Source organism: Nitrosomonas sp. Nm34, from assembly GCF_900113925.1.
Taxonomy (GTDB): domain Bacteria; phylum Pseudomonadota; class Gammaproteobacteria; order Burkholderiales; family Nitrosomonadaceae; genus Nitrosomonas.
The window spans coordinates 20,056-40,621 of the sequence record NZ_FORD01000002.1 but is presented as its reverse complement, the minus strand read 5'-3'; the positions used below and the strand labels follow the sequence as shown (position 1 = coordinate 40,621).

Annotated in this window: 22 protein-coding genes; 12 read left to right on the top strand and 10 right to left on the bottom strand. The window is 44.2% G+C overall.

Features of this window, described 5'->3' with window-relative positions:
• Nucleotide 1: 1 nt before the first annotated feature.
• Together trmD and rplS are read left to right on the top strand one after the other, a co-directional pair.
• Complete coding sequence (gene trmD, locus BM283_RS01240) at nt 2–778, top strand: tRNA (guanosine(37)-N1)-methyltransferase TrmD (protein WP_090688524.1); 777 nt, start codon at nt 2–4, stop codon at nt 776–778.
• 25 nt (nt 779–803) lie between these two features.
• Nucleotides 804–1,190 carry a 50S ribosomal protein L19 gene (gene rplS / locus BM283_RS01235; RefSeq protein ID WP_046850976.1) on the top strand — a complete coding sequence of 129 codons (387 nt, stop codon included), beginning with the start codon at nt 804–806 and terminating at the stop codon, nt 1,188–1,190.
• An 89-nt stretch (nt 1,191–1,279) separates the two neighbouring features.
• Here rplS and BM283_RS01230 read toward each other — a convergent pair whose 3' ends face one another.
• The 8 genes from BM283_RS01230 to BM283_RS01195 all read right to left on the bottom strand — a co-directional run bounded on the left by BM283_RS01230 (nt 1,280) and on the right by BM283_RS01195 (nt 8,176).
• Nucleotides 1,280–1,624, bottom strand: a complete 345-nt coding sequence (locus BM283_RS01230) for an arsenate reductase family protein (RefSeq protein WP_090688132.1) — start codon at nt 1,622–1,624, stop codon at nt 1,280–1,282.
• Nucleotides 1,625–1,704: 80 nt separating this feature from the next.
• Nucleotides 1,705–2,220 (bottom strand): invasion associated locus B family protein, encoded by a 516-nt coding sequence (locus BM283_RS01225; protein WP_090688129.1) that lies wholly within the window; start codon nt 2,218–2,220, stop codon nt 1,705–1,707.
• 52 nt (nt 2,221–2,272) lie between these two features.
• Entirely contained in the window at nt 2,273–2,530 is a 258-nt protein-coding gene (locus BM283_RS01220; RefSeq protein WP_090688127.1) for a DUF2024 family protein, read from the bottom strand.
• 99 nt (nt 2,531–2,629) lie between these two features.
• Nucleotides 2,630–3,322, bottom strand: coding sequence for an O-methyltransferase (locus BM283_RS01215; RefSeq protein WP_368086392.1), 693 nt, complete (start codon nt 3,320–3,322; stop codon nt 2,630–2,632).
• A gap of 58 nt (nt 3,323–3,380) precedes the next feature.
• Nucleotides 3,381–4,628, bottom strand: coding sequence for an O-antigen ligase family protein (locus tag BM283_RS01210; protein WP_090688124.1), 1,248 nt, complete (start codon nt 4,626–4,628; stop codon nt 3,381–3,383).
• A gap of 127 nt (nt 4,629–4,755) precedes the next feature.
• Nucleotides 4,756–6,024, bottom strand: a complete 1,269-nt coding sequence (locus BM283_RS01205; RefSeq protein WP_090688120.1) for a hypothetical protein — start codon at nt 6,022–6,024, stop codon at nt 4,756–4,758.
• A 38-nt stretch (nt 6,025–6,062) separates the two neighbouring features.
• On the bottom strand, nt 6,063–6,866 hold the full coding sequence (locus tag BM283_RS01200; RefSeq protein ID WP_090688117.1) for an FkbM family methyltransferase: 804 nt from the start codon (nt 6,864–6,866) through the stop codon (nt 6,063–6,065).
• Nucleotides 6,867–6,907: 41 nt separating this feature from the next.
• Nucleotides 6,908–8,176 carry a hypothetical protein gene (locus BM283_RS01195; protein WP_090688114.1) on the bottom strand — a complete coding sequence of 423 codons (1,269 nt, stop codon included), beginning with the start codon at nt 8,174–8,176 and terminating at the stop codon, nt 6,908–6,910.
• A gap of 305 nt (nt 8,177–8,481) precedes the next feature.
• Between BM283_RS01195 and BM283_RS01190 the strand changes: the two genes are divergently transcribed.
• The 8 genes from BM283_RS01190 (at nt 8,482) to BM283_RS01155 (ending at nt 15,864) form a co-directional block, all read left to right on the top strand.
• A complete protein-coding gene (locus BM283_RS01190) occupies nt 8,482–9,231 on the top strand; it encodes a 3-deoxy-manno-octulosonate cytidylyltransferase (protein WP_090688111.1) in 750 nt (249 codons plus the stop codon).
• Between the two features lie 22 nt (nt 9,232–9,253).
• Nucleotides 9,254–10,015 carry an HpcH/HpaI aldolase family protein gene (locus tag BM283_RS01185; RefSeq protein WP_090688108.1) on the top strand — a complete coding sequence of 254 codons (762 nt, stop codon included), beginning with the start codon at nt 9,254–9,256 and terminating at the stop codon, nt 10,013–10,015.
• A complete protein-coding gene (locus BM283_RS01180) occupies nt 10,012–10,953 on the top strand; it encodes a phosphoglycerate dehydrogenase (RefSeq protein ID WP_090688105.1) in 942 nt (313 codons plus the stop codon). The genes BM283_RS01185 and BM283_RS01180 overlap by 4 nt, the downstream gene beginning before the upstream one ends.
• Nucleotides 10,943–11,887 (top strand): NAD-dependent epimerase/dehydratase family protein, encoded by a 945-nt coding sequence (locus tag BM283_RS01175; RefSeq protein ID WP_090688099.1) that lies wholly within the window; start codon nt 10,943–10,945, stop codon nt 11,885–11,887. Before BM283_RS01180 ends, BM283_RS01175 begins: the two co-directional genes overlap by 11 nt.
• A gap of 2 nt (nt 11,888–11,889) precedes the next feature.
• Complete coding sequence (locus BM283_RS01170) at nt 11,890–12,531, top strand: HAD family hydrolase (RefSeq protein WP_090688095.1); 642 nt, start codon at nt 11,890–11,892, stop codon at nt 12,529–12,531.
• The gene (gene pgl / locus BM283_RS01165; RefSeq protein WP_090688091.1) at nt 12,528–13,205 is read left to right on the top strand and encodes a 6-phosphogluconolactonase; all 678 of its coding nucleotides are present in this window, start codon (nt 12,528–12,530) and stop codon (nt 13,203–13,205) included. The genes BM283_RS01170 and pgl overlap by 4 nt, the downstream gene beginning before the upstream one ends.
• Nucleotides 13,206–13,218: 13 nt before the next feature.
• Nucleotides 13,219–14,394 (top strand): alkaline phosphatase PhoX, encoded by a 1,176-nt coding sequence (locus BM283_RS01160; RefSeq protein WP_090688088.1) that lies wholly within the window; start codon nt 13,219–13,221, stop codon nt 14,392–14,394.
• A gap of 288 nt (nt 14,395–14,682) precedes the next feature.
• Nucleotides 14,683–15,864, top strand: a complete 1,182-nt coding sequence (locus BM283_RS01155; RefSeq protein WP_090688085.1) for a S8 family peptidase — start codon at nt 14,683–14,685, stop codon at nt 15,862–15,864.
• A gap of 396 nt (nt 15,865–16,260) precedes the next feature.
• Here BM283_RS01155 and BM283_RS20305 read toward each other — a convergent pair whose 3' ends face one another.
• The gene (locus BM283_RS20305) at nt 16,261–16,383 is read right to left on the bottom strand and encodes a hypothetical protein (protein WP_302848271.1); all 123 of its coding nucleotides are present in this window, start codon (nt 16,381–16,383) and stop codon (nt 16,261–16,263) included.
• Nucleotides 16,384–16,501: 118 nt separating this feature from the next.
• A complete protein-coding gene (gene lysS, locus BM283_RS01150; RefSeq protein WP_090688082.1) occupies nt 16,502–18,010 on the bottom strand; it encodes a lysine--tRNA ligase in 1,509 nt (502 codons plus the stop codon).
• 174 nt (nt 18,011–18,184) lie between these two features.
• Here lysS and BM283_RS01145 point away from each other — a divergent pair, with 174 nt between their 5' ends.
• Nucleotides 18,185–19,900, top strand: a complete 1,716-nt coding sequence (locus tag BM283_RS01145) for a glutamine--tRNA ligase/YqeY domain fusion protein (RefSeq protein WP_090688077.1) — start codon at nt 18,185–18,187, stop codon at nt 19,898–19,900.
• 215 nt (nt 19,901–20,115) lie between these two features.
• The gene (locus BM283_RS01140) at nt 20,116–20,478 is read left to right on the top strand and encodes an exosortase system-associated protein, TIGR04073 family (protein ID WP_090688073.1); all 363 of its coding nucleotides are present in this window, start codon (nt 20,116–20,118) and stop codon (nt 20,476–20,478) included.
• The last annotated feature ends 88 nt before the right edge of the window (nt 20,479–20,566 follow it).

Here is a 20,566-nt window from a genome sequence, read left to right as displayed (position 1 = left end):
CTTGTCGTTTGAAATTGACGTCATTACGCTATTTCCTGACATGCTGGATGCTATTACAAAATATGGCATCACAAGTAGAGCAAGCAAGAATGAAATTTTTCGATTGCATACCTGGAATCCACGTCACTTTGCAAAAGATAATTATCGCACAGTAGATGATAGCCCGTACGGTGGAGGGCCAGGCATGGTGATGCTGGCACAACCTCTGGATGAGGCTATAACTCATGCCAGAACAAGGCAGCTAGCAGAAGGAATAAACGAAACAAAAGTAATTTATCTTTCTCCTCAAGGTGAACTTCTTAATCATGAGAAAATTTTACAATTATCTAAATTACGGGGAATGATATTACTTTGTGGCCGATATGAAGGGATTGATGAGCGAATAATCATGCGCCAGGTAGACGAAGAAATTTCTATTGGAAATTATGTTATTTCTGGGGGTGAACTGGCGGCAATGGTTTTGATTGATAGCATAGTGCGACAACTTCCTGGCGCATTGGGTAGCGCTGATTCAGCCAGCGAAGACTCATTTGCCAACAATTTACTGGAATATCCGCAATATACACGACCGGAAATATATCGAGGAGATGCGGTCCCCCCTATTTTGCTTTCAGGAGATCATGCCAAAATAAATCGCTGGCGATTGCAGCAGTCCCTTGGTAAAACATGGTTAAAGCGACCCGATTTATTGAATCTCAAATACAAACAGGGCATTTCCAAGGAAGAAGAAAAATTATTGGAAGAATTTAAACGAACTAAAAATTTTAGAATAAACTAATCCCAAAAAATACTAGGAGATAAGAATGAATTTGATTGAACAATTAGAGCGAGAAGAAATAGCACGTCTTGGCAAGATTATCCCGGATTTTTCTCCTGGTGATACAGTTATAGTCAATGTCAATGTGGTGGAAGGTGACCGCAAACGTGTTCAGGCATATGAGGGCGTTGTCATCGCCAAACGTAATCGTGGTCTTAATTCATCTTTCATTGTACGTAAAATCTCCAGTGGTGAGGGTGTCGAGCGCACTTTTCAGACCTATTCTCCTATTATTTCCAATATTGAAGTTAAACGTCGCGGGGATGTGCGTCGGGCAAAGCTTTATTATTTAAGAAGCCGTTCTGGCAAATCTGCAAGAATTCGCGAAAAACTTCCTACTCGTATTACAGCCAACAACGTGACAGAAGAATAAATCATACTTCGAAATGATTGGTGATTAATAAGGCGGTAAGGCAAAGCTTTGACCGCCTTTTCTCTTTAGCAGAAAATAAATTTTTTTTATTACTCTAGTAATTTCTTCACATTTTCTGGTGGTCTGCCTAATATTGCCCTATCACCTCGCACTACAATAGGGCGCTGGATCAGATCCGGATTTTTCACCATCAGCTGCAACAATTCCTCATCAGTTGCAGATTCCGTACCACGAGCCATAGGTTCGTCTGTACGCAGAATATCTCGTGCTGACATGTTCAGTTTATGCAGAAGCTCGCGCAATAATTCTATTGTCATAGGCTTTTCGTAATAATTGATACTATCAAATTCTTCACCATTCTCTTTCAGCAATGTCATAGTGGCTCTGCACTTACTACAAGTAGGCTTCTGATAAATAGTTATTTTGTCAGTCATATTACCTTCTATCTTTATAAGTTGTAGGCTACTAATGCAATATGATGATGCTAGATTAGATTTATTAGCCACAGAGCTAGCTATTTAACACCACATTCTTTGGAAATAGCACTATAAGCAGCAGATGAACCTTTTAATCCAAACGTATCCGTGGTAGTTTTATCACGTGCAGATATACCTTTAATAACTAATGAGTTACCATTACGAACTGCATTGGTTAGCCTATTATCCGTTTCCTCATCAGGCGCCCAGGCTGTTTCATTCTGGGTGAATAGCTTAATATTCTGGTTACCCACACTTACTGTTACTTCGCTATCCTTTTTGAATGGATAGCCGGCAACAAAACTGAAGACATTTTTACTTTTTTCTGCAGGCCGGTGTGTAATAAGCGCAAAAACATCACCTCGTTTATTATAATTTCCTTCTTGTTTTTTAGGTTTACTCACCATATAACAAACCTTGTTATTACCTTCCAGATAAACATAAGCCGCCCAATCATTGAATTCACCAATTAGTTTGGGATCAGCTGCATAGACCAATCCGCTCATCATGAGCGTAACAAGCACGGTAAATTGTTTTATAAAAGTCAGTCTCATTATATAAAAATCCTAAAAGTTATCAGCTGCTGCCTTTCGTCCAGCCATTGTGCTATTTACAGCCTTCCATTTTATATATGAAATAACCGTCTTTATTGATGGCTTCAACCACATCATCAGGTGCGCTCTGACTATGACAAAATCTGCACTCCTTGTTAGTCACCACTGCATCTTCTTCTCCAATCGAAGCTAACCATTGTTTAGCATATTCAACCGCCTTTTCCTCATCCTTGACAGAGGTAAATACATCAAAATGCATGATATGCCCATCTTTAGCTCTGACATAAGTATCGTAAACATGAATTTCCATAACTACTCCTTTCTGAATAACTTAAATAAATTGATTAAAATTAATTAACATAAAAAGCACTCAAATTTCTTCACTTTGATCTTTTATGCACATTTTTTATTATGCCATCTTTCTGCGTGCCACAATAACCCCATCACGCGTTGGATTGATAAAAGCATCAAACTCGGGATCATTGAAAATCAGCTCATTATGCGTGAGGATGGCTTCTGTCCACCCGGAAACAATGTCAGTAAAATTTTCTATTGCAACTCGTCCATGCCAAAGTACATTATCGGCAATGTATAAGCCACCTGGGCGAATTCGGTTTTTTGCCATTTGCCACACGTTAGGATACTCACCTTTATCCACATCGTTGTAGCAGATATCGAACACACCTTCTGTTTGCGAGAATATTTCCTGAGCATAGCCAACATGGAAATCTATCCTATCCCATAAACCGGCTGAGGATAGATATTGCTCAGCTTTTACCTTATTAGCAGCATTCCCATCAGCACATACCACCCTTCCTTCAGCACCGACTGCTCTTGCAAACCAATAAGCAGAATAACCATAACCACTGCCAAACTCAAACACACGCTTAGCATTAATCATTTTTGCCAGCACTTCCAAGGAAGTCCCTACTAATCGATCAACAATCGGAAAATTTTTCTGCTTTGCCAAGGCTTCCATTTCAACCAATACCGGATGATCCGTTTTTTTTACCAGGCTACGCATATATTGCTCAATCGCAGGATTTACGGGGAGCAAAACATTCGGGTTTTCTATTGTTGGAGACTGCATTTTTGCCATCATCTATCCTCCCTAAGCGTAAGCATTTAAATCCAAACTAAAATCAGATCGCTATAAATTTTTATATTTTTAGCAGATTGTATGCTCCGATGATTGGTCTCTGCCAGCAAACCATTATTGCCGTGACGACTAGCAAGATGATCGGTATCCTGTTGTAAAGTAAAAATGTATCTGTCAATCCTGCCAGGAATACATAATAAATCAATACCATTCCAAGCAAACTCAATTGGTGATTCTTCAATGTCTGAAACCAGCTCCAGAGGAGAAAAACAAGCGCAAAAATACCAAGCCCTCCCAAATGCATACCGATCTCTATCCAGTCATTATGGTAATGCGAAGTTTTCTGGAATTCTGGTAAATCTTTATATATCCCATTTTTGTAAGTTTGTATGGTCTCTTCAAAATATATTTCCGGCATACCCGTCCCATACCCTAACAAAGGCCGCTTCGCAATGCCATGCACTCCGACATCCCATATTGCGAGACGATAACCTAAGCTAGTCGTATAGTCGCCTTGCAAAACCAAGTTAAGATCATTTTTTACAAGTTCTAATCTTTCCTGGAAGTCATTACTGCTCACCGCAAATAAGAGAATCACAGTCATAAACAAAGCTAAAATACCGAGAAACTTCTTGCCCTGAGATCTATAGCGTAGAAAAATCAAAAGTAATAGCGTCAATATTGTAGCTAACAATAATCCTCTTGCGCTCTGGTGAAATTGTAAAAAAAGCAGAAAAATTGCAATAGCCCAACATAAGAAGGTTATTTTCCTAGCCTGGCAGATACTCCCTAAGAATGCCATCAAAATAATTCCAATTCCTAACATGGCTGAAAAAGCAAGGTATGAGATCTCGAAAAAAGGCGCCCCTTTTTCTCCTGAAACCATCCACTGATAGCAGCCCGTCAATAACACACCTAAATAGCCGATTAAAAAAGCAGCCATCACCCAGGGTAATCGCTCTTTATTCAACAAAGAAAGAAAAGGAATAAATGTCAAAAGAATGAAATATTTCTTCCACTTATTCTGACCCATATCGGAATAATCACTCCAAAGCAATCCCAAGACTAATACACCACAAAATACCAGAATACCCAAGACTAAAGGTTCCTCAATCAGCCTGCCGAACTTCTGGAGTCCGCCATCAATGATCCATGCAGATGTGAGAAAGAAAAAAGCATAAAAAAGTGACCATTTCTGCCATAAAGCGATACAAAAGAAAGCTAGCGCGCATCTTGCAAAAATGTCACGCCAATTGCTCGCATGTATGTCCTCTCCCGGGCTAAATGAACTGATGAGATGTTCACGCATTTGAAATGTCAGAGGTTAATAAATAACTTTGTTAAAGAGGAAATACCCTCATACTTTGAAAATCTGTTTTCTTATAAAAATTCAAGGCTCGAATCGAGATTGATTTTACCAATACCACCTGAATGAGCTATTTTCCTTCAGCCTGTGATTCCAGCAATGTTACATAGTGAGGCAAAACATCAGTACCTGGCACATCTAGCATCTCCTTTATAAATTGTTGCCGATGCGATTCAATATAATGAGACTGATAGCCATTTGTAAGAAATTCATCAATTTTTTTATACACATCATCACGGCAACGCAATTCAGTCTCCGGCATATAGACCGCTGCAGCAGAACGCCCTGCATGTAAATAATCAGCAGCCAAGACAGGCTTACCTGTTCTAATTGCTTCATAGGCAACTGAAGTTGCCAGATCGATGATGACATCAGCCCACTGTAACAAATGGACGGAATGAATGTCATCTCCTATCATGGTTACATTTGTCAGACGCCGCAGCGCAACATCCTTAGTCAAAGATTGTTTCCAGCCACCACGCGTATGAGGCTTAATCGCCAATTCCACGTCAGGAAATGCTGCGATCAATTGCACGACCTCACCCACTTCTTCCCAGAAAGTTGTAAAATTGGCTTTTCTAAGAAAAATGACAACTTTGAGTCGGCTATCAGAGCGCTTTAACGGGGATGAAGGTATAAGCGTTGCCAGCTTGGCTAACCACTCTTCACAGTAGCGCGGTGAACCTAACACAATGAGCTTCTGATTATCAAGAAAAGGACGAAAACGCTTGGCACATAACTCATTCGGCACCACAACTTTATCAAACATACCTGCTGCTGAAAATGATGTATCTGGCTTGAGTTGCCATTCACCATGTCGTATCAATTGACTTGCATGAGGACTATCGCCATGCGGGAGCGAAACCGTTCCAAGCCCTTGGTTGCGAGCGATACCCACCAGAGTCTCTACCCATTCGACACAAATTTCTGAATTTCTCTCGATCCAGTCAAATACCACCACCCCTTTTCCACCATCCGGAAAGCTTCTTCCCAGTAGATATCGAGTCGTATGCAACCAGGTCGCCTTGCGCCGCTTAGCATGATAAAACCTGGCCAATCCCTTAACCAGCGGGCCAAAAAAAGATCGATACGAACTTCTAACGAGTAATAACGTTTGCAGACGCCATTTTGTGAATTCTACGAATGACAATAAATCACGCAGATGAGCAATCCGTACTCCCTCTAATTTTTTTAGAAATTCGATACGATAATCCCCATCAAATCGCTTCTTACCAATCATCACAATATCGCAGACATGACCTCGTTCCACCCATTTCACAATAACCGGCGTGATGTGATCGATATCGTTATAATGGCGAAGGAAAAAAAGAGCTTTCATGAACGGAAATCAAGTTAACAAAATTTTCAAGAAGAGATTTAAGAAATTTTATTTTTCTCAAATATAAAATAGGTCTCACCCCAATTTTTATTCGATTTTTGTTTCAACTCGAGCCCAGCCTGCTTCATGATGGTAATGGCCTCTTGTTGTTCTGCAGGCGTACCAAGTTCAACGATCACTGACTTAAGATTGGGGTGACTTAATACTTTTTCTGCTGCCTTAAGAATAGGAATTTCTATCCCATCGACGTCAATCTTAATATAGTTTGGGTAAGGAAAACCCCACTTGCCACATAAATCATCCAAAGTTACTCCAAACATACCTTGAATATGTGAAGTAGGTATTTTCATCGTATCCAGCGATTCTTCTCCAAATTGGGAACGATTCCCACCCGGAATAAATTTAGGTATATACAATTTAGAGAATTCACTTTTGCCTGATACTGCCACGCAATAAGCACTGATGCGATCTTTAAGATTGTTATAAAAAATATTTTTGTTGAGTGCGTAGTAATTATTGCTCTGCGGTTCGAACGCATAGATCTCAACTTCACGACCGTATTTTTTGGCCGGGTAAAGCGAATACTGACCTATATTGGCACCAATGTCGAAATAGCATGACCCTGGATCAAAATGATCAATCCAATCCAAGGTATCCGGCTCTTTAACCGTATAAGTCTTTGCCCGTTTGAGAATGCGCCAGTGATCTATTGTGATCAGAATAGATAACCCTCTGACATTGATAGTGGTATAGCCGCCTTTAACCCAATACGCCCCTACTGCCAAGTCTTTTAGAAAATTAGTCGAAAAGACATATTTTATTGCAGTCCATAAGGATCGCATAAACTCGTTGACCTCATCAAAATAAAATCTTGCTAATAATCTCAGTGACGCCCCGCGGCTGTCTCAAGTAATGAGACATAGCGAGACAATACCTCTGGTCCTGATACATCGAGCATTTCTCGCAGAAAATATCGACGATGTTCTTCAATGTAAAAATCATGACAACCCTGAGAAAGAAAATTATTTACTTTTTCATATACATCATCCCGGCAACGTAACTCAGTCTCGGGCATGTAAACGGCAATGGCTGAACGACCGGCATGAAGATAATCGGCAGCCAATACTGGCTTCTTGACTCTGACAGCCTCAAAGACCACGGAAGTAGCCAAATCAATACAAATATCCGCCCAGTTCATCAAATGAATGGAATGCACCTCATCGCCTGCGATGGTGACATTCGGTAATTGCTTCAGAGCTTTGTCCTTGGTCAAGGACTGTTTCCATCCACTGCGTGTGTGAGGTTTGATCGCAAGCTCCACCCCGGGAAAGGCAGCAATCATGTGTACGACCTCATTCACCTCTTCCCAGAATGTCGTAAAGTTCGCCTTTCTCAGAAACATGACTATTTTGAGACGACTATCGGAGCGAGTTAAAGGCGAAAGGGGCATCAGTTTTGCCAATTTGGCTAACCACTCTTCACTGTAGCGCGGTGATCCTAATATGGCGATCGAGCGCTCTGCCAGAAAAGGTCGGAAACGTTTTGCGCAAAGTTCATTTGGAACCACGAGTTTATCGAAGATCTGCGCTGTTGAGAATAAAGAATCAGGGCCAACATGCCACTCTCCTCGTCGGATAAGTTGATTGGCATGCGGACTATCACCGTGTGGCAATGAAACCGTACCTAGTCCTCTTTCTCGCGCCATGGCAACAACAGTCTCAACCCACTCCACAGCAATCACGGAGTTTCGTTCAATCCAGTCAAAAGCAATCACACCCTTGTCGGAATGCTCAAAGCTGCGCGTTAGTAAATGCTCTGCAGTAGCTCGCCATAATGGCGCACGCCGCTTATCATCGTAACTATCTGCTAACCAACGGATAAAAGGCCCGATAAATAAGCGACGTAAATTATCCGTCAACAATAACATCTGCAAGCGCCATTTGAGAAATTGAACAGTTGAAAATACTTCGCGGATATGCGCAACCCTAACGCCTGACAGTTGACTTAAAAAGGAAATACGAAAATCATAGCGAAATCGCTTAGCCCCAATCAAAATGACATCACAGGTATGGCCCGCATCGATCCACTTGGAGATAACGGGGGTAATATGATCGATATCGTTATAATGACGAAGAAAAAAGAGAGCTTTCATACCTGTGTTATGATTACAAGCGTTTAAGATGAATAATCTATCTGCAATTTTTTATGAGTCAGATCAGAAATAATCAATATTCTGAGTATCAGGCAGTAGAAGGTATGCGAAAATCCAGGTGAACAATTTTACACGTCCAGCTCCTTATTTACCAAAAAAGCAGCCAGGTTACTTTATTTTTGCAAGAGATTCGATTTCCTCCTAATCAATCTTCAGGACAAATGAGATCGTCTTTTCATGGCTTAAACTTGACTTCCTCGCCTCTTAATCCCGATAAATAAATCATTACCAAGCATTAACTTATCATGAAAACAATCGCTATCATTCCAGCACGTATGGGCTCATCTCGCTTCCCAGGCAAGCCACTTGCTAAATTGCTCGGACGCACCATGTTAGAGCATGTTTATAAACGCGTTGCTTTAAGTGATGCACTCGATGCAACTTATATTGCGACCTGTGATGAAGAAATTCAACAAACTGCAGAAGCTTTTGGTGCATCTGTCCTCATGACTTCAGACAAGCATGAGCGTGCAAGTGATCGCGTTGCAGAAGCGATTACTGGCCTGGATGCAGAACTCATTGTAATGGTCCAGGGCGATGAACCCATGACACACCCGCGCATGATTGATACTGCGGTCGCCCCGTTTCGTACTGATCCACAATTAGGTTGCGTCAATCTTGTTCGGCGCATCGAAAACGAAGCTGATTTCTATGATGTCAATACTATTAAAGTCATCATGAATCAACGAGGGGATGCCCTGTATATGTCGCGCCAGCCCATTCCTACATTGGCAAAATCAGGCTTTGTCTCAACTTCTGCCTATAAGCAGGTTTGCATTATTCCTTTTACACGCGCCATGCTACTTCATTATACCCAATTACCAGCCACGCCATTGGAGCAACTTGAATCAATTGATATGTTGCGTTTACTGGAACACAACATTCGAGTCAAAATGGTAGAAACCGAGTTCAACAGTCAAGCGGTCGACACTGAAGCCGATTTGACACGTGTTTCCAAGCTGATGGAATCAGATCCATTGCTGAGCAGCTATTAACGATTTTCTTTAAGGACTTTTCATGCAATTAAAAGCAAAACTTGCACGCTCCGAGTTAACGATTGGTTCATGGATTACGCTTGGGCATCCCGCCATTGCCGAAATCATGGCTTCAGCCGGCTTTGACTGGTTAGTACTGGATATGGAGCATAGCGTGCTGGAATTAAGCGAAGTACAGACAATTATCCAGGTACTCGATGGTAAACACTGTCCGGCAATTGTCAGACTTACTTCCAATCATCCGGATCAGATTAAGCGCGTGATGGATGCCGGCGCAACGGGCATTATGGTGCCCATGATCAAATCTGCCGCAGATGCTCAAGCAGCAGTAGAAGCCGTATATTATCCTCCGGAAGGAAAACGAGGAGTTGGATTGGCACGTGCGCAAGGTTATGGTGCTCGTTTTCATGAATATCGGCAGTGGTTGAAAAATAATGCAGTAATCATTGCCATGATTGAACATGTAGACGCTGTCTATCACATTGATTCGATTCTTTCGGTGCCAGGGATAGATGCTTATATCATCGGCCCTTATGATTTATCTGGCTCAATGGGGCGGCCAGGTGAACTTGATCATCCACAAGTACACGATGCCATCAAGCAGATATTGGATGCCGGACATCGCCTGAGCAAACCAGGAGGCATTCATGTCATTGAGCCTGAGCCAAATGCATTACAGCAACGTATTAACGCCGGTTTTAACTTTCTTGGCTACAGCCTCGATATCCGTATTCTTGATACACTCTGCCGCAATCACATGCAAACCATAAGATCCCAGCTATGAGTAAAGTCGTCATTTCCACTTCTTCATTTGACATTGACAACAACCCGTCCATCCAGCATTTGCTCAAAGCGGGATGGACGGTTATTACTAATCCTCATCGGCGCAAGTTAACTGAAGAAGAAATTATCGCATTATTGGATAAAGACACGGTGGGCTTGTTAGCAGGAATTGAACCCCTCACTGAACGTGTCTTTGCTGCTGCTAACCGCCTCAAGGTGATTTCGCGCTGCGGAACCGGTCTGGATAGCGTTGATTTAGCTGCCGCCAAACAGCGCAATATCGCTGTTTCTAATACTCCCCAAGCGCCAGCCCAGGCAGTTGCCGAACTGACACTCGGGTTGATGCTCGCCACACTCCGACAAATCAGCCAGACTGACCGGATGTTGCGCACTGGTGCATGGCCACGCACGCAAGGGCATTTACTGGCTGCGCAAACAGTGGGTATTGTCGGCCTGGGGTATATTGGCCGACGTGTTGCGCGGCTATGTCAAGCTTTTGAAGCAGCCGTAATCGCGCACGACCCTTATCTTTTACCGCAAACGCCTGCCGGTGTCACGCTCATGCCGTTGGAGCAACTTTTGGCAGAAGCAGATATCATTAGCCTCCATCTCCCCTATAGCAGGGCTACCCATCATCTCATAGATGATGCTGCATTCAAACGGATGAAACAAGGCGCTATCGTGATCAATGCAGCACGGGGCGGACTAGTTGATGAAATGGCGCTTCATGATGCATTGGTCTCAGGATATTTAGGGGGCGCTGCACTCGATGTATTCGAACAGGAACCATATCAAGGTCCTCTACTCCAATGCGACAATATTACGTTAACGTCGCATATTGGATCGCTTGCCAAAGAATCACGCTATCGCATGGAAATGGAAGCAGCGGACAATTTATTGCATGGCTTAGTCAACATAGGGTTAATTGATGGAAAATAAGTTAGCATCTGATGAAATTGCTGTCGTATTTGGTGCCAGTGGCTTTTTAGGTAGCCATGTCGCAGATGCGCTGTCGGAAGCAGGCTATCAGGTTCGCCTGTTTGATCGTTCCCCCTCCCCTTACCAAAGACCTGATCAGGAAATGATCGTTGGGGACCTCATGGATATTGAACAAGTAATCGAAGCAGCAAAAGGCGCAGCTGCTGTTTACAACTTTGCCGCTATCGCTGATATCGACGAAGCACATGATAAACCCCTCGCCACCGCCACTATCAATGTGCTGGGGAACATGCATGTGCTGGAAGCAGCACGATTAGTGGGCGCGCGCCGTTTTATCTTTGCCAGCAGCGTGTATGTGTATTCTGAATCGGGCTCATTTTATCGCGCCAGTAAACAAGCAGCTGAACGCTTCACTGAAACTTATCATGAACGTTATGGATTGGAATATACCATTTTGCGCTATGGCTCATTATATGGTCGGCGCGCCGATCTGCGTAATGGCATTTATCGCATGCTGCATGAAGCGGTGCAAAAACATACGATCACCTATCACGGCAGTGGCAATGCCATGCGCGAATACATCCATGTCGAAGATGCTGCGCGCATGAGTGTGCAAGTGCTCGCTCCAGAGTTTGCCAATCGCCACTTGATCCTGACAGGTCAGGAAAAACTGCGTATCCGCGACGTAATGACTATGATCTCCGAAATCATGCCATGGTCAGTTCAATTGCATTTTGAGGAAGCTAACGTTGTCCATCATTACGAGATCACGCCTTATGCCTTTCAGCCGCGCATCGGACGTAAACTGGTACTCAATGAACACGTCGATTTAGGCCAAGGGTTGCTGGACTGCCTCAGGGAAATTCACCAGCACATCCATCATGCGAATGAAGATGATGACGCTACTCCCTCCACCTCTGACAATAAAGCCTGAATATGAATATAAAAGACTGGCAAGCCATTATCTTTGATTTTGATGGGGTTATCGTTGAATCTGGTGATATCAAAACTCAGGCTTTTGCTGAGCTGTATCATTCTTACGGTGAGCAAGTTGTCACTGAGGTAGTACGCTACCATCGGCAAAACGGCGGCATGTCCCGTTACCACAAATTCCGTTATTTTCAGCAGCATTTGCTAGGTCAGCCCTCCTTGACAATGGATGAAGAACAATCGCTTGATCAACGTTTTTCAGAACTTGTGATTGAAGCTGTTATCGCTAGCCAAGCTGTGCCAGGTGCTGAGGCATTGATTCAGAAGGCAGCTACAACGATTCCTTTGTTTGTCGCTTCTGGTACACCGGAGAATGAACTTAAAACGATTGTTGAGCGACGTGGTCTATCACCTCACTTTACCGAAGTACGGGGCTCTCCACTCTCTAAACAGACCTTAATTGCAGAAATATTGACTAGCTATGCACTCATTCCCGAACAGGTCCTGATGATTGGTGATGCCATGGCCGACTATCACGGTGCTACTATGAACGGAACAGCATTCTTGGGCCGTGTCCGCCCAGGTGACGAGAATCCTTTTCCCAGGCAGGTCAAGATTGTTCCTGATTTGTGTGCACTCACACTATGATTGAACGTCGTTTCTATAACAGCATGCATGAGCTAAGTGCTGCTTTCGCTGATTTTGCTGCCTCGATTCTGCGCGATGCACTCATGCAAAACAATAACGTAAGCTTGGTAGTACCCGGTGGGCAAACACCACGTGATTACCTGCCTGCACTCGCCCGTCAGGCCTTGCCATGGGAACGTATCTATATTACGTTAAGCGATGAGCGTTGGGTGGAAACCCAAGCAGACGCCTCCAATGAACGGCTGGTACGCAGCTATTTGCTAAAGGATAAGGCGGAGAAAGCTCATTTCATCGGATTGAAAACACCGCATGCTCACCCATCCGAAGCACTGGCTACGGTGCATGAACGACTCTGCCAGCTCCCGCGACCGTTTAATCTGATAGTCTTGGGATTGGGAGAAGATGGGCATATTGCCTCCCTGTTTCCTGGCATGCCTCCCGATCAGGATACGCCCTATTTGTGCCAGGCAGCTGAACCACCGTTCGCACCGAGTTCGCGCATCAGTCTGGCCCTGCCGGTACTGGCCAGCAGCTGTCATATTGCGCTTGTCGTGACCAGTCTTGCCAAACGGCAATTACTCGATCGATTAATCAATCATCCTGATCCCTTTATTCCGTTTGTACAACTGGTACAGCAGTGTCAATCGCCGATCACTATTTTTGAAACCAATTAGCCGCTGCTCTTTTATGAAAAGTAGTCATGTCGATTTTCAGCGCCGAAAACTGCTCCGATATGGTTGCATCGGATTAGCTAGCCTGATGGCTCACCATTTACTGGCTGTCAGCACCAGCAAAGCAGCCACATCAAGTCTAGCATCAATTGGGCCTCTGCAAGCCCCTGACCAAAATGGGGTTCGCCTACCCAAAGGCTATTCCTCTCGCATTGTTGCCTATTCCGGGCAAAATCTGTTTGGTTATCGATGGCACGCTGCACCTGATGGGGGCAACACCTTTGCTACCGATGAGGGTGGCTGGATTTATGTTTCCAATAGTGAAATGAAAAATAGGGCTGGCGGAGCAGGCGCACTTCACTTTGATCAAAATGGAAAGTTGATCAATGCCTATCCCATCCTGAAACATACCCACTTTAATTGCGCTGGTGGAGCCACACCGTGGCAGACATGGCTCTCTTGTGAAGAAATTAAGCACGGTTTAGTTTGGGAATGTGATCCCTATGGAAAAAAACCAGCACAAGCCAGAAAAGCGCTCGGACGCTTCAGACATGAAGCCATAGCTGTCGATACACGAAATAAACAGCTTTATCTTACCGAAGACGAGCCTGATGGTTGTTTCTATCGTTATACCTCCTATTCACTCAATGCTGCTGGCTACCCTGATCTGGAAGATGGTTTTCTGGAAGTAGCTGAAATACTGGGTGATCGTCAGAAAACAGTATGTTGGCATCGTCTACCTGATCCTGAGGCGATTAGAATTGCCACACGCAAACAAATCAAACAATGCAGCCGTTTTAATGGCGGTGAAGGAATCTGGTATCACCACGGCATGGTTTATTTCACGACCAAAGGTGATAATCGAGTATGGGCTTATGACACCCATACTCACCATCTTGATATCATTTATGATGCCGCCCGCTATGCTGCACCCGCTTTGAGCGGTGTGGACAATATTATCACCAATGCTGCCGGTGAACTATTGGTCGCAGAGGATGGCGGAAATATGCAAATCGTGATTTTATCCGATAAAATAATCAAACCCTTGCTACAACTGGTCGGCCATGACCACTCAGAAATAACAGGACCTGCTTTTAGTCCCGATGGATCACGCTTGTATTTCAGCTCGCAAAGAGGAAAAACCGGCCGTCATGAAAATGGAGTGACCTTTGAAATAACGGCCCCATGCTAGGTTTCCTGAAAAAACACTGGAATTATATTTAAAACGCCGACGTTGTCCCAGTAATAACTCTGATAGGCGCCGCTCCCAACGCGGCCCCAATCTTTTACAAAAATCGTCAATCGCACAAAAAATCGCTATAGTATCCATCGGAACCTACCTCCTCCCGTGAGGAAACCCTTTTCCCAAATTGTTTCTTCATAGGGAATTCAGGTTCTTTTTACAGCTTTCCTTATGGTGAACTCACGCTACAAGAATGATACTTCAATCTTGAATCTATCTTTAAATAAGGAGAAGTTTATGAAACAGAATCACATTGTATTACGTTCTCCATCAACAATCTCACGCAATACGCTCCTCGGACCTTCTAATCTCCCTACCGCCGAAGCATCCATGGGTGCGCCGTTGTTAGTAGAAATTGAACATATCGAACGCCAACGGATTCATACATTGACCGAGAAACGGGACGTGCTGGCCGTTGCTCCCTCCATTCCCATGAAGCTAATTGCCCCACTTGAAGCTACTGCGACTCCTGCTGTCGGAGATGTCACCTGGGGAGTAAAAGCTGTGGGAGCGGACACTTCTCCATTCAGTGGCAAAGGCATTATCGTGGCTGTCCTCGACACAGGCATTGATGCAAATCATCCTGCGTTTGCCGGAGTGGAAATTATCGAAAAAGATTTCACTGGCGAGGGTAACGGTGATCAGCATGGCCATGGCACCCATTGTGCTGGCACTATCTTTGGACGAACTACTGGAAGCCAGCGGATCGGTGTGGCAACGGGTGTTAGTAAAGCCTTGATTGGTAAAGTATTAGGGCAGAATGGAGGTTCTAGCGAATCCATCGTCAAGGCTATCCAATGGGCGGTAGATAATGGTGCCAATGTGATTTCCATGTCACTGGGCATTGATTTCCCCGGACTGGTTAATGATTTGGTAACGCAAGGGTATCCGTCTGAATTAGCCACTTCTCGAGCATTGGAAGGCTACCGAGCCAATGTGCAGCTATTTGATAGAGTGGCATCCCTGCTCAGAGCCCAAAACGCTTTTGGACAGGCATCTGTAATCATAGCCGCAGCCGGCAACGAGAGTCGAAGGGATGTTAATCCTGATTTTGAGATCACTGTCTCTCCTCCCGCAATCTCCGAAGGTATCATTTCTGTTGCTGCCTTAGGGCAGGGAGAGCAAGGTTTAACAGTAGCCTATTTCTCAAATACCGGTGCTAATATTTCCGGGCCAGGTATGAATATCACTTCTGCTAAGCCAGGCGGAGGCTTCCAGGCCATGAGTGGAACGAGTATGGCTACACCTCACGTCGCCGGCGTTGCAGCCCTTTGGGCTGAGCAAATTAAGAGCGTCGGTATTCTTACTCCCCTGTCATTAACCAGTCGGCTTGTCGGTAGCGCGACCCTTCAAGGTTTACAAACCGGCCTGGATCCTTTTGATATCGGAATAGGTCTGGTTCGTGCTCCTCAAGCATAACCGCCCGATGAATTTATGATAGTTTAATACTAACAAGCGTTTAACTCGAGGGGAAAGTTGTAGGCAGGTGATCTTTCTCCTCCTAATTTACAAACAAGCAGGAAGCGTAGTTTATTGTTCTTAACGAAGAATTCAGGATGACCAAGAAAAAATTTGTATTCTTTTCTGTTCCGACACTACAACCTATGACCTACCCTTGTCTCTGGCCTTCCCTTCTCGCGATAAGTTTGCGAGCATCTATTTCTAAAGAAATTATTGACTCATCATCAGTTTCTTTATTGCTACTTATATACAAAATCCTTCACCGCTCCACAGTGTTACTTGTGCCACTGAGAAGCATCACGTTGATCCGACTCGTGAGCTCCATGGTGATTTTGATGGCTTCGGATTTAGCTTTTATGGTGTTGCTTGGCCCTTAGCCTTCCTGTTCGCCTGCGTATAGTGATAACCGGGCTGCCCTTGTTTCAGACGCATTTCGGTATAATTATTCTCCTCAAGAATAAGTTGTACGTAAGCCATAAGGTATCCCGTCAACTGTGTATGAGAATGCTTTTACTTACCTCACCATTGTTTGCTTCGGCTGGCGGGGAGTTCGGTGTGATCAACGAGTTATGTATTTATGATACGAATTCACCCCTTAATCTTCCCGTCGCAATTGGGGAAACAAAATAACATCCCGAATACTGGGGCTATCGGTTAGCAACATGATCAACCGATCGATACCAATCCCCTCTCCTGCCGTTGGCGGCAGCCCATATTCCAGTGCCCGAATGTAATCCGCATCATAATGCATAGCTTCTGCATCGCCTGCTTCTTTAGCTTTGGCCTGCTCTAAGAAACGTGCGGCTTGATCCTCCGGATCATTCAATTCTGAAAAACCATTGGCAATTTCACGCCCTGCGATATAAAGCTCGAAACGATCGGTAATTTCTGGGTTATGATCATTGCGTCGCGCCAGAGGAGAGACCTCTGCGGGATAATCGATAATAAAAGTAGGTTCGAATAATAGATGTTCTGTGGTTTCATCAAAGAGGGAAAGCTGCAATCCGCCTAGCCCATCCTTAGGATTATACGCAATGTTCAATTCCTCCATTCGACCAATCAGAAAATTGCGATCATTCAGCTGAGCAGTGGTATATTCCGGGTAATGCTTTAGTATCGCCTCAGTGATGGTCATCCTGGCAAAGGGTCGTGAGAAATCGATTTCACGCTCCTGGTAGGTGAACCGGACTGTTCCGAGTACTTTCATCGCGACTTCCCTTAACATGGACTCAGTTAAATCCATCAAATAAACATAGTCCTGGTAGGCTTCATAAAATTCCAGCATGGTGAATTCAGGATTGTGCCGGGTAGAAATGCCTTCATTCCTGAAATTTCTATTAATCTCAAAAACTTTCTCCATCCCGCCGACTACCAGGCGCTTCAGGTAGAGCTCAGGCGCAATGCGCAGATAGAGCGCCATATCGAGTGCATTATGATGAGTGATGAAAGGTCGCGCAGACGCGCCACCTGGAATAGCATGCATCATGGGTGTTTCTACTTCAAGATAGTGCCTCGCTACCAGAAACTCCCGAGTAGCCTGGATCACTTTAGAGCGTATTGTGAAAACCTGACGTGTCTCTTCATTGGTCATTAAATCAAGATAACGTTGGCGGTATTTCTGCTCCTGATCAGCCAGACCATGAAATTTCTCCGGCAGTGGACGCAAGGATTTAGTCAGCAACTGCAAATGAGTGACGCGTACAGATAATTCGCCCGTTTTGGTTTTGAACAAAACCCCCTCAGCCCCCAAAATATCACCTAAATCGTAATGCTTGAACGCTTCATGCTCAGTCTGGCCGGTATGATCATTGGAAACATAAAGCTGGATGCGTCCACTCATGTCTTGAATGATGGCAAAACTTGCTTTACCCATGACGCGCTTGAACATCATACGCCCCGCAACCTTCACTACAATTTGCTCTGTCTCCAATGCCTCCTTGCTATGCGCGTGGTAGTGATGATGTAATTCTGAGGCTAGGCTATCGCGTTGAAAATCATTGGGAAAAGCATTACGGCTTTTGCGCAGCTCGGCCAGTTTAGCACGTCGTTCTGCAATAATATGGTTTTCGTCCTGGGAAATGGCAGATTGAGTTTCTTGAGTCATAACAATTTAAAATACTTGATAAAATTCGGTTCTGATTTGTTTAAGCAGCTTGCGCTGCGTTCATTTAACACATTTATTCTGGTTTTTGCAGGTCAAACACACTCTATAATAAGATGGCCTGTATTATAGTTCTTTTAATGATCGCATTCGCAACCCAATTAGAAAGATAAATTTGTGAACACCTTAACTATTTCTTCAAATTTCATTCGTAATATTATTGATGAGGATAACCGTAGCGGTAAATGGAATGGACGAGTCGAAACACGTTTTCCACCAGAACCCAATGGTTATCTCCATATTGGCCACGCCAAGAGCATCTGTCTCAATTTTGGCCTTGCTCGCGATTATGGTGGTGTCTGTCATCTGCGCTTTGATGATACTAATCCAGAAAAAGAAGCCCAAGAATACGTAGATGCCATCTGTGATTCTGTCAGATGGTTGGGTTTTGATTGGGGAGAGCATATCTATTATGCATCTGATTACTTTGAGAAACTATATGAATTCGCTGAATATCTGATAACAAAAGGTCAGGCGTATGTCGATAGCCAATCCGCAGAGGAAATCCGGCAATTGCGCGGCAGCTTGATTCAGCCAGGGCAAAATAGCCCTTATCGCGATCGCCCCGCAGCAGAAAGCCTGGATTTGTTCCGACGCATGCGTGCAGGTGAATTCCCAGATGGCGCACATGTGTTACGCGCTAAAATTGACATGACTTCTCCCAACATTAATATGCGCGATCCGGTCATTTATCGTATTCGCCATATTCATCATCAGCGGACTGGTGATAAATGGTGCATTTATCCCATGTATGATTTTACCCATTGCATCTCAGATGCACTTGAACATATCACCCATTCTCTTTGCACGTTGGAATTTGAAGACCATCGCCCACTGTATGATTGGGTGTTAGACCAGCTAGTTGAGCAAGTCCCCTGCCATCCTCAGCAAATCGAGTTTGCCCGGCTCAATCTCACTTATTGTGTGATGAGTAAACGCAAGCTGATTGAGCTGGTAGAAGGTCATTTCGTGGAGGGATGGGATGATCCCCGTATGAATACCTTGGCGGGTCTGCGTCGCCGTGGCTATACCCCGGCATCAATTCGCCTGTTTACTGAACGTATCGGCATCAGTAAAGCGGATTCCTGGATAGATATGACCGTTCTAGAAGATTGCCTGAGAGAAGATCTCAATGAGCATGCTTTACGTCGAATTGGCATATTAAAACCATTGAAACTCATCATTGATAATTTCCCGGATGATCAGGAAGAAGCATGTTATGCACCGAATCATCCGCAAAAGCCAGAATGGGGTAAACGCATGTTGCCCCTGACCAAAACCGTTTATATTGAGCAGGATGATTTCATGGAAATTCCGAGCAAAGGCTATTTCCGCCTCTCACCTGGGGCAGAAGTTCGGTTACGCTATGCCTACCTGATAAAATGTGTCTCTGTGGTCAAAAATGACCAAGGCATGATAGAAGAAATACATTGCGTTTATGATCCAGCTACCAAAAGCGGCACGGCCGGCGCCGATATCCGCAAGGTCAAGGGAAATATTCACTGGTTATCTGCCAGGCATGCACAACCAGTAGAAACAAGAGTGTACGATCGGCTATTCAATCATCCCTACCCTGATACTGGCGACAAAGACTTTAAATCCTACTTGAATCCTCATTCAAAACAAACCATAACCGCCTTGGTTGAATCTTCGCTACTTGACGCACAAACTGAACAATGTTTCCAGTTTGAACGTCATGGCTATTTTGTGGCGGATCGCATAGAGACCCAACCTGGAAAACCGGTATTTAATCGCGCGGTTACTTTACGTGACACATGGGGAAAAATGGCCCAGGAGCAAGCGCCTATCACAGCTAAAGGGCGTTCTAAATAAATCTGAAGCAGGCTATTGATTAACTGGCATCGCTCGCGGCTCCTCATCCACTATTATCAATGGGTCAATCACTGAAGCCACCCTTAAGATATTAACCATTCTCATTTAAGAAATGCAATAAATTGTGCTATTGTCATGTTGTATGTGATTACTTTAACAGGGTAGCTGCATTAAGCGGATGCAGTTACTGTATTATTTTGATTTAGGAGAACTCAATGAAACAATCTATCGCATCGCTGCTGTTATTGTTCACACTGGCATTCTTTTTTCCAACCACAACAATGGCAGCTGATTACCCTATTCAAATTGGAGAAAAACTGGCTACTGGTGTCGCCAATGCAGTCACTGGTGTAGTAGAAATTCCTAAAACCATGATGATTAAGGGTCGTAGTCAAGGCGCTGCCTATGGCATGACGGCTGGTTTCTTTACTGGGCTTGTTCATGCAGTCGGACGTTCTTTGTGTGGAGCACTCGATATTGCCACTTTTCTGATCCCAACCACACCCATACCGAATCCTGCCTATATATGGGATGATTTCAACAGAGAAACGACCTATTCCGCTTGGCGCATGCGCTAGGATATAACGTAATTTTTATATCATTTCTCCAGAATCCACTCTACAGCTGATTCTGGAGAAAATGCTATCCTTGCCAAATGTTATACCC

Coding starts and splice junctions, on each gene's coding strand:
- BM283_RS01190 (WP_090688111.1), top strand. CDS start 8,482: ATGAAAACAATCGCTATCATTCCAGCACGTATGGGCTCATCTCGCTTC.
- BM283_RS01225 (WP_090688129.1), bottom strand. CDS start 2,220: ATGAGACTGACTTTTATAAAACAATTTACCGTGCTTGTTACGCTCATG.
- BM283_RS01185 (WP_090688108.1), top strand. CDS start 9,254: ATGCAATTAAAAGCAAAACTTGCACGCTCCGAGTTAACGATTGGTTCA.
- BM283_RS01230 (WP_090688132.1), bottom strand. CDS start 1,624: ATGACTGACAAAATAACTATTTATCAGAAGCCTACTTGTAGTAAGTGC.
- pgl (WP_090688091.1), top strand. CDS start 12,528: ATGATTGAACGTCGTTTCTATAACAGCATGCATGAGCTAAGTGCTGCT.
- BM283_RS01180 (WP_090688105.1), top strand. CDS start 10,012: ATGAGTAAAGTCGTCATTTCCACTTCTTCATTTGACATTGACAACAAC.
- BM283_RS01200 (WP_090688117.1), bottom strand. CDS start 6,866: ATGCGATCCTTATGGACTGCAATAAAATATGTCTTTTCGACTAATTTT.
- BM283_RS01140 (WP_090688073.1), top strand. CDS start 20,116: ATGAAACAATCTATCGCATCGCTGCTGTTATTGTTCACACTGGCATTC.
- lysS (WP_090688082.1), bottom strand. CDS start 18,010: ATGACTCAAGAAACTCAATCTGCCATTTCCCAGGACGAAAACCATATT.
- BM283_RS01205 (WP_090688120.1), bottom strand. CDS start 6,024: ATGAAAGCTCTTTTTTTCCTTCGCCATTATAACGATATCGATCACATC.
- BM283_RS01210 (WP_090688124.1), bottom strand. CDS start 4,628: ATGCGTGAACATCTCATCAGTTCATTTAGCCCGGGAGAGGACATACAT.
- BM283_RS01175 (WP_090688099.1), top strand. CDS start 10,943: ATGGAAAATAAGTTAGCATCTGATGAAATTGCTGTCGTATTTGGTGCC.
- rplS (WP_046850976.1), top strand. CDS start 804: ATGAATTTGATTGAACAATTAGAGCGAGAAGAAATAGCACGTCTTGGC.
- BM283_RS01195 (WP_090688114.1), bottom strand. CDS start 8,176: ATGAAAGCTCTCTTTTTTCTTCGTCATTATAACGATATCGATCATATT.
- BM283_RS01220 (WP_090688127.1), bottom strand. CDS start 2,530: ATGGAAATTCATGTTTACGATACTTATGTCAGAGCTAAAGATGGGCAT.
- BM283_RS01170 (WP_090688095.1), top strand. CDS start 11,890: ATGAATATAAAAGACTGGCAAGCCATTATCTTTGATTTTGATGGGGTT.
- BM283_RS01160 (WP_090688088.1), top strand. CDS start 13,219: ATGAAAAGTAGTCATGTCGATTTTCAGCGCCGAAAACTGCTCCGATAT.
- BM283_RS01215 (WP_368086392.1), bottom strand. CDS start 3,322: ATGATGGCAAAAATGCAGTCTCCAACAATAGAAAACCCGAATGTTTTG.
- BM283_RS01155 (WP_090688085.1), top strand. CDS start 14,683: ATGAAACAGAATCACATTGTATTACGTTCTCCATCAACAATCTCACGC.
- BM283_RS20305 (WP_302848271.1), bottom strand. CDS start 16,383: ATGGCTTACGTACAACTTATTCTTGAGGAGAATAATTATACCGAAATG.